Genomic DNA, 11,946 nt, shown 5'->3' with positions numbered 1-11,946 from the left:
CCATGGACTTTCAGCTGACTGACGAACAGACCCTGCTGGCCGACACCACCCGTGACCTGCTGTCGGGTTACGACACCGAAAAGCGGAACAAGGTGGTGGAGTCCGAGCCCGGGTTCGACCGCCAGATCTGGGGACAACTCGCCGAGGTCGGCGTTCTGGGCCTGGGTTTCGACGAGGACTCCGGTGGCCAGATCGAGATCATGGTGGTGCTCAACGAGCTCGGGCGCCGGCTGGCACCCGAGCCGGTGCTGCACGGCGCGATCGGCCCCGGCGCGATCATCGCCGAGGCCGGCACCGATGCCCAGCGCGCACTTCTCGACGAAGTCGCTTCCGGCGAACGGATTCTGGCGTTCGCCCACGCCGAGCCGGGTGTGCGCGGAACGGCCGGCGTGACGACCACCGCGACGCGCAGCGGCGACGGGTGGACCCTGAGCGGCATCAAGAATCCGGTGCTGGCCGGCGACGTCGCTGACACGCTGATCGTCAGTGCGGCCCTGCCCGGCCAAAGTGCTGAGGCCGGCACCGGACTGTTCCTGGTCGACGCCGCCGATGTCACGCGTCAGGGCTACCGCACCTTCGACGGCCAGCGAGGCGCCCAGGTCACCCTCGACGCCACACCCGCCGAGCCGCTCGGCGAGGCCGCCGATGCCGGCGGCGCGATCACCAACGCACTGGTGCGGATCTCGGCGGGGCTGTGCGCCGAGGCCGTCGGCGTGATGGACGAATCGCTGCGCCTGACCACCGACTACCTCAAGCAGCGCAAGCAGTTCGGGGTCACGCTGAGCAAGTTCCAGACCCTGACCCAGCGCGCCGCCGACATGTACATGTCGCTGGAGCTGGCGCGCAGCATGGGCACCTACGCCGCGATGTCCATCGCCGACGGTGAGCTCGACGCGGTGATCGCGGCACGCGCCAAACTGCAGATCGGACGGTCGGGCCGGCACATCTCGCAGGAATCGATCCAGCTGCACGGCGGCATCGGTGTCACCGCCGAGTACCCCGTGGGTCACTACGCCGCCCGGCTGACCGCGATCGAGCACACCCTGGGCTCGTCGGCCGATCAGCTACGGACGCTGGTGGGCCAGCTCGACAGCTACGAGATCGCCACCCTCTGAGGCCTCCCGAAAGGCGCCCCGACTGGTTCTTCTGAATCCGGCCGGTCGGGCGCTTTCGGAATCGCCATGGCGATGAGGGCGGCACCGGCCGCCGCGACCGCGGCGATCAACAGGGCGACGCGGAACCCACCCAACGACGGCAGCGCATGCCCGGCGACCGTGATGGTCATCTGGGCCAGCACAGCGGTCATGACCGCACTCGACGTCGAGGTGCCCAGCGAGCGGGCCAGTGAGTTGATGCTGTTGGCCGATGCGGTTTCCGACACCGGAACCGCGGCATTGATCAGGGCGGGCAGGGCCGCGAAGGCGAAGCCGACGCCGAAGCTGACGATCAGACCGAGCACCATCACCCCGACCGGGGTGCCGAGCAGGACGATGCCGGCCAGGTAACCCGCGGCGATGATGACGCTGCCGATCACCAATACGATCTTCGGTCCGCGCGCGGCCACGACCCGGGCGGCCACCGGTGCGGCCGCCATCATCGCCAGCCCGCCGGGCGCCATCCACAAGCCGGTGGCGATCATGCTCTGCCCCAACCCGAATCCCGTTTCTCGGGGCATCTCCAGCAGCTGAGGCCCCACGAGCGACAGCGCGAACATGCCGAAGCCCACCGCGATGGACGACAGATTCGTCAGCAGCACCGGACGTTTCAGCGTGGTCCGCATGTCCACGATCGGCGAGGGCGCGCGGTACTGCCACCAGGTGAACACCCCGAATGTCACCGCCGCCGCAGCGAACAGGCCCAGCGTGGTGACACTGCCCCAGCCCCACATCCCGCCCTTGGAGATCGGCAGCAACAGCATCACCAGACCGGCCCCCAGCGCCAGCGCACCGATCGGATCGAAGCGGTGATCCGACGACACCGGTTCCAGGTCGGGCACCAGCAGGACGAACAGGATGCCCGAAGCCAGGCCGAGGAAGGCCGAACACCAGAACAGGGCATGCCAGTTGAAGTGTTCGGCGATCACCGCCGACAGCGGCAGACCCATCGCACCACCGACGCCCAGCGACGCACTCATCAGACCCATCGCCGAGGCCACCCGCTCGGCCGGCAGGGCGGAGCGCAGCACGCTGATGCCCAGCGGGATCACCGGAGCGCCGAATCCCTGCAGGCCGCGCCCGATGACCAGCGGGATGAGCGACGTGGTGGTGGCCGCGATGAGCGATCCGGCGAACAGCATCACGGCGCAGAGCACCAGGATCCGCTTGGGGCCGTACATGTCTCCGAGCCGACCCAGCACGGGCGTGGCGACGGCACCGGTCAGCAGGGTCGCGGTGATCGCCCACGACGCGTTGGCCGGGCTGGTGTCGAGCAGCGCGGGCAGTTGCGGGATGAGCGGGATCATCAGGGTCTGCATGAGCGAGACGCTGATGCCCGCGGCCGCGAGCACCGCGATCAGCAGCCCACCGGACGCCGATCGGCGCGTGGGCTGATTAGGCATACTAATGAAGATAGGTGACTAGCTGAGCAGGCGCGCCACCGACCCCAGCGGGATGGGCAACCAACTCGGCCGGTACCGGGCCTCATAGGCCGCCTCGTACACCGCCTTGTCCAGTTCATAGGCCGCCAGCAGGGCGGCATGCTCGCGCGGATCGGCGCCGGCCACCGCGGCATACCCGTCACAGAACGCCGCACTGTTGCGGTCGGCCCATTCCCGCGCCCTGGCAGCCACCTGCCGGGCCTGGTCATCGTCTCCTGCCAGCTCCACCAGCCGTGCGTACGCCGCGTACTCGAACGACCTCACCATGCCCGCGACGTCACGCAGCGGGGAATCCGGGCCGCGGCGCAGCTCCAGCGGCTGGCCGGGTTCCCCTTCGAAGTCGATCAGCAGCCACCGCTCCGGGGTCCGCAGCACCTGGCCCAGATGCAGATCCCCGTGGATCCGCTGCACGCTCACCTGCTCGTCGGCCAGTTTGCGGTAGCGGTCCTCGATCAATGAAACATGTTGGTGCAGTTCGGGTACCGCATCTGCGGCGGTGGCCAGGCGGGCGGACATGAGGTCCGCGGGGAACGGCAGCGACGCGGTGCCGAGTTGCTCGGCCAGACAGGCGTGCACCGAGGCGACCGCCTCGCCCAGGCGGTAGGACTCGGCGGCGAAGTCACCACCCACCTCGTCCGCGTAGAGGTCCCCCTCGGCGAACAGATCCCGGGTGCTCGCGGTGGCCATATCCCAGCCCTCAGCGGAGTTGGCGGCGAATTCCGTCACCATCCCCAACGCGAAAGGCTCACCGTCCCAGTCGATATCCATCGATCCGAGCAGCGTCGCCACGTGCGGGTTGCCGGCCCTGGCCAGCGCCCGGTTGAGTTCGATGTCGGGGTTGACGCCCGGGGTGATCCGGCGGAACACCTTGAGCACGGCATCCTGCCCGAACACCACGCTGGTGTTGCTCTGTTCGGCCGCAGACACCCGGGGCGGGGCGTCCAGGGGCAGGACGGCCCCGGGCTCCTTGCCGCATCTCAGCCCGGCCACCGTGGCAGAACGGTCGATCAACTGCAGCAGATACCGTGCCGCGTCCTGGTCATAGAGGGCGTCATAGGCGGTCCGCCCGTCGGCACTGCCGATCGTGGCCACGGAGCTGTACTCGTCCATCGGTTCGGCATCCCACTTCACCAGCACCTGGTACCGCTCGGTGCCGCCGTCGGCGTAGGACACCTTCAGCAACGTGAGGTCGAGGCCGGGTCCGAGCTCGACCACCAAACCCGTTGTCGCGGAGACCAACTCGCGACCGCGGCCGGCATACCATCGTTGCTGGCCGAGCCAGTCACCGAATTCGAGGCTCATTGCTGCACTCCAGGGTCTTGCTCGGGCTCGCGGAGCTGGAACCAGTAGAACCCGTGCCCTGGCAGGGTCAGCAGGTACGGCAGCTGGCCGATGCTGGGGAACTCCACGTAGCCGGACATCTCGATGGGGGTATACCCGTTCCACTCCTGCAGATTCAGTTCGATGGGCTGCGGGAACCGGGACAGGTTGTTGACGCACAACACCGCATCCCCGTCGCTCTCGATCTGACGCACATACGCCAGCACCGACGGATTGGAACCGCCGAGCTCGCGGAACTCCCCGATCGCGAATGCATCGTGGCGCCCCCGCATGGCCAGCATGCTTCGGGTCCAGTTCAGCAGCGACGTCGAGCTGTCCCGCTGGGCTTCGACATTGACCGACTGGTACCCGTAGACCGCGTCCTGGTTCGGCGGCAGGTACAGCCGCCCCGGGTTGGCGGTGGAGAACCCGGTGTTGCGGTCCGGCGTCCATTGCATCGGGGTGCGCACGCTGTCGCGGTCGCCCAGCCAGATGATGTCGCCCATGCCGATCTCGTCGCCGTAGTACAGCACCGGAGACCCGGGCAGCGACAACAGCAGCGCGGTGAACAGCTCGATCTGGTTGCGGTCGTTCTCCAGCAGCGGGGCCAGCCTGCGGCGGATACCGACGTTGGCCTTCATGCGCGGATCCTTGGCGTACTCGGCGTACATGTAGTCGCGCTCGTCGTCGGTGACCATCTCCAGGGTCAGCTCGTCGTGGTTGCGCAGGAAGATCCCCCACTGCGCCATGTCCGGGATCGCCGGCGTCTGGGCCAGGATCTCCGAGATCGGGAACCGCGACTCGCGCCGCACCGCCATGAAGATGCGCGGCATCAGCGGGAAGTGGAAAGCCATGTGGCACTCGTCGCCGCCGGTGTTCGGATCGCCGAAGTACTCCACGACGTCGGCCGGCCACTGGTTGGCCTCGGCGAGCAGCACCCGGCCGGGAAACTCGTCGTCGACCACCTTGCGGCAGCGCTTGAGGAACGCGTGGGTCTCGGGCAGGTTCTCGCAATTGGTGCCCTCGCGCTCGAACAGATAGGGCACCGCGTCCAACCGGAACCCGTCGATACCCAGATCCAGCCAGAACCGCAGGACGTCGATCATCGCTTCCTGCACGGCCGGGTTCTCGTAGTTCAGATCGGGCTGGTGCGAGAAGAACCGGTGCCAGTAGAACTGCCGGCGCACCGGGTCGAACGTCCAGTTCGACTCCTCGGTGTCGACGAAGATGATGCGCGCGTCGGCGTACTTGTCGCTGCTGTCGCTCCACACATAGAAGTCGCCGTACGGACCGTCGGGGTTGTGCCGCGACTCCTGGAACCAGGCATGGGAATCGGAGGTGTGGTTCATCACCAGATCGGTGATCACGCGAATGCCCCTGCGGTGCGCGCCGTCGAGCAGCGTGACGAAGTCCTCCACGGTGCCGAACTCCGGCAGCACCTTGTAGAAGTCGCGGATGTCGTAGCCACCGTCGCGCAGCGGCGAATCGTAGAACGGCGGCAGCCAGAGACAGTCCACGCCCAGCCACTTCAGGTAGTCGAGCTGCTGGGTCAGGCCCCGCAGATCGCCCACACCGTCGGCGTTGGAGTCGTAGAACGCGCGGACCAGAACCTCGTAGAACACCGCCCGCTTGAACCAGTCCCGGTCGGTCGGCAGCGTTCTGGCATGGCTGAAGTCCTCAGCGGTCGGATGCTCGACCAGTGGCTGATCGTCCTGAACGTTGTCCATCAGCTTCCCAACGTACCCACTTCGTCCGCACTCGACACCCGGACGGACGGTGGCATCCCGAAATGATCCTGCAGCAACGTTTTTCGCCGGCACGGGCGTGTTTGCGGAAAAACTAACGGTTGAATAAGAGACGGCGACGGGTTACGTTTTTCCCGCATTTGATCTCCTCGTCGGCTATGGGCCGGCGATCACGAACATTCGACGAGGGATGGCCTGTGGGTGAGTCCGCACCAAATGACGGTGAAGCACCAGTAATCGTTGGACTGTCTGATGCGGCGATGCACATGTACATCGCAGCGATCGACGCGCTACCGCCGGTCGGCGACCCGGAGTACGCCGACCGCGCTGCGGTTGTCCTCAGCGGTCTGCGCAAGCTGCAGACGTCGCTGTCGGAGGCGGCGGGACGCAGCCGCGTCACCCCGTCCGTCATCGTCGCGCTCAGCGGTGTGCGGCACCGCTATGACGAGCTGATGACGACGGCGGCCGAGGGCCCCGCCGCCACACTCGGTCAGCGTCTCTATGTCGCACGCGGCCGCGCGAAGCTGTCCACCCAGGAAGCCGCCAACGGCGTCGGCCTGCGCAAGGACCTCATCGAGGCCGTCGAGGCCGAAGAGCCCGCGACCGAGGCCGAAACCGCTCAGATCAAGGATCTGATCGCCGCCCTCGGCGGCTAGCCGCGCAACGCACGAGCGGTAGGGTCGCCGCGTGACAAGAGATCATGGCGACCCAGGTGATGCCCCCTCGGTTCCTCCCCCGTTGACGGAGGTGGTCGAGGGGGCTCGTCCGTCTGCGGCCGAGGAAGCCCGCACGGTCGCCGCGTCGACCAACGAGGGCACCCTGGCCTCCCTCACCGCCGACGGCGACCCGTGGGCGTCCTTCATCACCTACGGGCTGTTGGCCGGCGCACCGGTGCTGTGCGTGTCGAACATGGCCGAGCACGGCCGCAATCTCGCCGGTGACCCTCGCGCCAGCATCTCCGTCGTGGCCCCGAGCGCCGGGTCGGATCCGTTGGCCAGCAGCCGGATCACGCTGGCCGGGGTCGCCGAACGACCTACCGGCGACGAACTCGCCGCGGCCCGCCAGGCCCACCTGGATGCGGTGGCCGCGGCCCGCTACTACATCGACTTCAGCGACTTCTCGCTCTGGGTGCTGCGCGTGCACCGGGTGCGCTGGGTCGGCGGATACGGCCGGATGGACTCCACCACCGGCGAGGCCTACTCCCGAGCCGAACCCGATCCGGTCGCACCCCACGCCGCGGGCGCGATCGACCATCTCAACGCCGACCACGCCGATTCGCTGGCCGACATGGCCCGCACCCTCGGCGGCTATCCCGACGCAAGCGGTGCGGTGTGCACCGGCGCTGACCGCTACGGCCTGGATCTCCGGGTCACCACCGAGCGCGGGATGGCCTACACCCGCGTCGGCTACGCCGCGCCCATCAGCTCGTACCGCGAGTTGCGGGCGGCCACAGTCGAGTTGGCCCAGCGCGCCAGGCAGGGCTGAGACCTCGTCGACCCGTGCAATACGATCGCGGGTATGCCTGAGCGCCCGGAGACCTGGCAAGCCGCCTTCGACCTGATCCGCACCCGCGGTTACGAACACCGCGAGGAACCGTTCCGGCTGGCCAGCGGGCAGCTGAGCCACGACTACATCGACGGCAAGTTCGCCATCGACACCGGCGAACGGATGGCCATCGTCAGCCGGGCGGTCGCCGATCTGGCGGCCGCGAGCGGCATCGAGTTCGACGCCGTCGGCGGGCTGACCATGGGCGCCGACCCGCTGGCCCACGGTGTCGCGATGGTGACCGGCAAGGCCTGGTTCTCGGTGCGCAAGGAACAGAAGTCACGCGGCCGCGAGCAGTGGATCGAAGGGACCCGCCTCGAGCCCGGCACCCGCGTGCTGCTGGTCGACGACGTGATCAGCACCGGCGGCTCCACCGAGATCGCCTACGAACGCGTGACCGCCGTCGGGGCCGTCGTCACCGGCGTCATCCCGATGGTCGACCGTGGCGACGTCGCCACCGGCCGGTTCGCCAAGCGCGGCGTGCCGTTCGCGGCGCTGGTCACCTACCGCGATCTGGGCATCGAACCGGTCAAAGATGTTTAGGGCCGACGTCTGAGCTAGACCACCAGCACCGGCGAACGCTCCAGCGCGAGGCTGACCACCAGACCTGGCCTGAAGGCCCGTGCCCGTGAACTCGGCAGCTGCGCGTGGATCACCGACCCGTCCGGCAGTGACAGGTAGACGTGGGATATCGGGCCCAGGAACGCCACCGATTCCACCACCGCGTGTCCGTCCGGATCTGCGCGCACCCGGAACGATTCCGGACGCACCATCGCCGTCCCCGCCCCTGCGGTCACCGACCCGGGCAGGGTCGGCACCACCGTCCCCAACAACCGGGCGCGGTCGCCCGAAACCCGCGCGCGCACCTTGTTGTGCAACCCGATGAACTCGGCGACGAAGCGGGTCGACGGGCGGGCATAGAGCACGGCGGGGGCCGCGAGTTGCTCGAGTTTGCCGTGGCTCATCACGCCGACCCGGTCCGCAACGGCCATCGCCTCCTCCTGGTCGTGCGTGACGAACAAGGTCGTGGTGCCGACCTCCAGTTGCACCCGGCGGATCTCGTCGCGCAATTGGGAGCGCACCTTCGCATCCAGAGCCGACAGCGGCTCGTCGAGCAGCAGCACCCTCGGCTCGATCGCCAAGGCCCGGGCCAGCGCCACGCGCTGCTGCTCACCCCCGGACAACTCGCTGGCGAACTTGCCCTTGTGCGCCGCCAGGCCGACCAGGTCGAGCATGTCCGCGGCCCGGGACAGCCTGTCCCGCTTGGATTTTCCGCGCATCTTCAAACCGAAGGCGACGTTGTCCAACACGGTCAGGTGCGGGAACAGGCTGTAGGCCTGGAACACCATCCCCATATCTCGTCTGTTGGCCGGCACGGAGCTGATGTCGCGCCCGTCGACCAGCACGGCGCCGGAGCTGGCCTCCTCCAGTCCGGCCAGGATTCGCAGCGCCGTGGTCTTGCCGCAGCCCGATGGCCCGAGCAGCGCCACCAGCTCCCCCGGCTCGATGGACAGGCTCAGCCCGTCGAGCGCGTTGACGTTGCCATAAGTTCGGGTGAGGTCACGAAGTTCAACCCGCACACCGACACTGCCACTCACGCCTGGACTCCTGACCTTCTTCGACGGCCCCGGGTGAGGGCCGCCAGAACCAACAACAACGCGAATCCGAGCAGCAGGGTGGCCAGCGAGGCCGCCACCGAAGTCGGGCCGTCGCTCTTACCGATCGCGACGATCTGAACCGGCAGCGTCTCGAACCCGATCAGCGACGCGACGGTGTACTCGCCGAGCACCACCGCGGTGGAGATGAAGGCCGCGGACAGGATCCCGGACCAGATGTTGGGCACGATCACCCGACCGATCGTCGACCACCACCCGGCGCCCAGCGACCGGGCGGCCTCCGACAACGTCTGCAGGTCGATGGCGGCCAGCGCGGAATCGATGGACCGGTAGGCGAACGGCAGCACCAGCACCACGTACACGAACGTCAGGGTGAGCGCCGACTCGCCGAGAAGGTAAGTGACCCAGAGGTACACGTTGCGCAGGCCCACCACGATCACCAGGGCCGGGATGGTCAACGGCAGCAGGCAGAGAAACTCCACGAACCGGCTGGCCCAGCGAGCCCGCAGGCGTACCCAGATCATCGTCGGCACCAGCAGCACCAGCATCGCGATGACGGTGAACACCGCGAGCAGCAGCGAGATCAGGATGGCGTGATAGAGCGCCTCATCGGCAACCAGGTTGCGCCAGGCCGCGGCGGTGCGCCCACCGGCGATGAGGTTGCGGGTGGAGAAATCTGCCATGGCGTACAGGGGAAACAGGAAGAACAGCCCGAAGAGCACCCATAGGACCGGCCGGTACGCCCGGTTCATTTGAGCCACCTCGCCGTCCGGCGCACCAGCGCGTTGTAGGCGATCATCACCGCGGCCACCACCACGATCATCTCGCACGCCAGTGCGTAGGCGAAGCCGGACTGACCCAGCACGACCTCGCTGGTGAGTGCGGCGCGGATCAGCAGCGGCACGATCGGACTGCCCTGGCTGACCAGCGCGGCCGCGGTGGCATAGGCGGCAAAGGCATTGGCGAACAACAACAGTGCCGAACCGAGGAAGGCCGGGCTCAGCAAGGGCACGGCGACCTCCCGCAGGTATTGCCACTGCGACGCGCCGAGACTCACCGCGGCCTCGTGCCACTGGTCGCGCAATCCCTCGAGGGCGGGCAGGAACACGATCACCATCAGCGGGATCTGAAAGTAGGTGTAGACCAGGATCAGCCCGGGCAGTCCGTACAACCAGCCGGAGCCGGCCAGGTCCCAGCCGAGGTTCTCCTTGACCCACAGTGTCAGCACGCCGTTGAGCCCGATGGTGGCCAGGAACGCGAATGCCAGTGCCACGCCGCCGAACTGGGCCAGCACACTGCACAGGGCCAGCACCGCGCGCCGAAGCATCGACGCCGGCGGGCTGCTGACGATCAACCAGGCCAGCACCGCACCCAGCACCGCCCCGATCAGTGCCGTACTGGCAGACAGCACGATGCTCTTGGCCAGTGCCGCCAAGGCGGTTCCGGAGAACAGCGCAGCGATCCGGGCAAAAGAGAAGGATCCGTCGGCGAAGAACGCCATGACGATGACCGTCACCGTGGGCACGATCAGGAACACCGTCACCACCGCCACGAACGGCAGCAGCGGCACGGCATCCCGGACACTCCCGCGGATGTCCGTCCGCAGATCCCGTCGAGAAGTACTACCCGGCATAGAGGAACTCAGCCGATCGCCTTGGCCCAGTTGTCGGCCAGATACTTGTTGGCGGTGTCGGTTTGGGCCTGGCTCGCGACGGTCACCGGGCCGTCGATCGGGGGCAACTGGCCGAACGCCGCGCGGTCGGCGGTGCCTGCCAGGATCATCTTGTCGGCGCGGACCGGGCGAACGCCGCCCTGCGCGTACAGGTTCTGCCCCTCGTCGCTGAACAGGAACTCCTGCCACAACCGGGCTGCCGCCGGATGCGGCGCATCCTTGTTGATCGCCTGGTAGTAGTAGCCGGCGACCAGCGCCTCATGGGGAACGATCACCTGCCAGCCGGGGACCTTCTGACTTTCCGTGCCGTTGAGGTAGTTCCAGTCGATCACCACCGGAGTCTGTCCCGATGCGATGGTGGCCGGGGTCGGGTCAAGCGGCAGGAAGTTGCCCGCCTCGTTGAGCTTCGCGAAGAACTCGACGCCTGGCGCGATGTCATCGGCCGACCCACCCTGGGCCACCGCTGCCATCAGAACCCCGGCGAACGCGGCGCCGGCCTGGGTCGGGTCGCCGTTGAGAGCGACCTTGCCGTGGTACTCGGGCTTGAGCAGGTCCTCGACGGAGGTGATCGGCGGAACCTTGGTCGAGTCGAACCCGATGGACATGAAGCCGCCGTAGTCGTTGACCCAGGTGCCATCGGGGTCCTTCAGCTTCTCCGGGATGTCGTCGAACGTGGCCACCTTGTAGGGAGCGAACATCGACGTGTTCGCGAGCGCGACCGACTGTCCCAGATCGAACACGTCGGGCGCGGTGCTCTTGCCCTTCTGCTGGTTGGCGGCGTTGATCTCCTCCTGGCTGGAACCATCGGGCTGCGCCGAGTTGACCTTGATGCCGTACTTGTCCGAGAAGGCCTTGATGATCTCGCCGTAGTTCGCCCAATCCGGGGGCAACGCAATCACATTGAGTTCACCTTCGGCCTTGGCCGCCTCGACGAGCTTGTCCATCCCGCCGAAATCGGCTGCCGACTTGGCTTCGGCGACCTTGACCCCGGTGTCGGTGTTGCCGCCGGCGGCGCCCTTCTCCGGCGGCGCGCACGCCGCCAGGCCCACCACGACGAGTGCCGACGCGGCGAGGGCGGATACCGTCGCGATCCGGGATGCGATCATTGCCAATTCCTCCGATGGTCTCCAAGCGCGCACCGGCACCCTATCGCGACCTCGCCGAACGTGAGACGCATCGCCGGGGCCCGGGCGTTAGCATCACGTGATGTCAGTACCCGGTCTCGGAGGCGGCTTCGACCTCGACGGCTGGAGCTTCAAGCCGGCAGCGGTGCCCTGGTACCGCACCCGCCGGGCGATGATCGCGATGCTCGCCGCCGCCGTGGCCGCGGGTGCCATCGTGGTCTCGGGTGTGCTTTTGCTGCTGCGGGATTCACCGGCCGCCCACGAGCCGGCGACGACACCGCCACCCTCGCCATCGGCCACGGCTCCCGCACCCTCGCCGTCGCTGCGG

General features: G+C 67.8%; 11 protein-coding genes and 1 pseudogene. 5 read left to right on the top strand and 7 right to left on the bottom strand.

Annotated elements, in window-relative coordinates; translation table 11 throughout:
• Positions 1-2 precede the first annotated feature (2 nt).
• A complete protein-coding gene (locus EH231_RS33345; protein WP_124714110.1) occupies positions 3-1,115 on the top strand; it encodes an acyl-CoA dehydrogenase family protein in 1,113 nt (370 codons plus the stop codon).
• On the opposite strand, the gene EH231_RS33340 is transcribed toward EH231_RS33345, so the two are convergent.
• From EH231_RS33340 to treS, 3 genes are read right to left on the bottom strand one after another with little or no spacing between them, the layout of a single operon-like run.
• Positions 1,094-2,557, bottom strand: a complete 1,464-nt coding sequence (locus EH231_RS33340) for an MFS transporter (protein ID WP_090429748.1) — start codon at positions 2,555-2,557, stop codon at positions 1,094-1,096. The genes EH231_RS33345 and EH231_RS33340 overlap by 22 nt on opposite strands.
• A gap of 18 nt (positions 2,558-2,575) precedes the next feature.
• On the bottom strand, positions 2,576-3,898 hold the full coding sequence (locus EH231_RS33335; protein ID WP_124714109.1) for a maltokinase N-terminal cap-like domain-containing protein: 1,323 nt from the start codon (positions 3,896-3,898) through the stop codon (positions 2,576-2,578).
• Positions 3,895-5,643, bottom strand: coding sequence for a maltose alpha-D-glucosyltransferase (gene treS, locus EH231_RS33330; RefSeq protein ID WP_090429743.1), 1,749 nt, complete (start codon positions 5,641-5,643; stop codon positions 3,895-3,897). Before treS ends, EH231_RS33335 begins: the two co-directional genes overlap by 4 nt.
• A 284-nt stretch (positions 5,644-5,927) precedes the next feature.
• Between treS and EH231_RS33325 the strand changes: the two genes are divergently transcribed.
• Genes EH231_RS33325 through pyrE form a run of 3 tightly spaced genes read left to right on the top strand, consistent with a single transcriptional unit; the run spans position 5,928 to position 7,749 of the window.
• Complete coding sequence (locus EH231_RS33325) at positions 5,928-6,317, top strand: hypothetical protein (RefSeq protein ID WP_090430734.1); 390 nt, start codon at positions 5,928-5,930, stop codon at positions 6,315-6,317.
• A gap of 31 nt (positions 6,318-6,348) precedes the next feature.
• On the top strand, positions 6,349-7,146 hold the full coding sequence (locus EH231_RS33320; RefSeq protein ID WP_124714108.1) for a HugZ family pyridoxamine 5'-phosphate oxidase: 798 nt from the start codon (positions 6,349-6,351) through the stop codon (positions 7,144-7,146).
• A gap of 33 nt (positions 7,147-7,179) precedes the next feature.
• Complete coding sequence (gene pyrE / locus EH231_RS33315) at positions 7,180-7,749, top strand: orotate phosphoribosyltransferase (protein WP_055118848.1); 570 nt, start codon at positions 7,180-7,182, stop codon at positions 7,747-7,749.
• Between the two features lie 14 nt (positions 7,750-7,763).
• Here pyrE and EH231_RS33310 read toward each other — a convergent pair whose 3' ends face one another.
• The 4 genes from EH231_RS33310 to EH231_RS33295 are packed head-to-tail and all read right to left on the bottom strand — an operon-like array spanning position 7,764 to position 11,600.
• Positions 7,764-8,804, bottom strand: coding sequence for an ABC transporter ATP-binding protein (locus EH231_RS33310; RefSeq protein ID WP_090429739.1), 1,041 nt, complete (start codon positions 8,802-8,804; stop codon positions 7,764-7,766).
• A complete protein-coding gene (locus EH231_RS33305; RefSeq protein ID WP_090429737.1) occupies positions 8,801-9,574 on the bottom strand; it encodes an ABC transporter permease in 774 nt (257 codons plus the stop codon). The genes EH231_RS33310 and EH231_RS33305 overlap by 4 nt, the downstream gene beginning before the upstream one ends.
• Positions 9,571-10,455 (bottom strand): ABC transporter permease, encoded by an 885-nt coding sequence (locus EH231_RS33300; protein WP_090429735.1) that lies wholly within the window; start codon positions 10,453-10,455, stop codon positions 9,571-9,573. Before EH231_RS33300 ends, EH231_RS33305 begins: the two co-directional genes overlap by 4 nt.
• A gap of 8 nt (positions 10,456-10,463) precedes the next feature.
• Complete coding sequence (locus EH231_RS33295; protein WP_090429733.1) at positions 10,464-11,600, bottom strand: ABC transporter substrate-binding protein; 1,137 nt, start codon at positions 11,598-11,600, stop codon at positions 10,464-10,466.
• A gap of 100 nt (positions 11,601-11,700) precedes the next feature.
• On the opposite strand from EH231_RS33295, the pseudogene EH231_RS34065 reads away from it, so the two are divergent.
• Positions 11,701-11,946 (top strand): annotated as a pseudogene (locus tag EH231_RS34065) (hypothetical protein); the annotation flags it as partial.

This window comes from Mycolicibacterium nivoides (assembly GCF_003855255.1).
GTDB lineage: Bacteria > Actinomycetota > Actinomycetes > Mycobacteriales > Mycobacteriaceae > Mycobacterium > Mycobacterium nivoides.
Note: the sequence above shows the minus strand (reverse complement) of the source record. Positions and strands in the feature narration are given on the sequence as shown.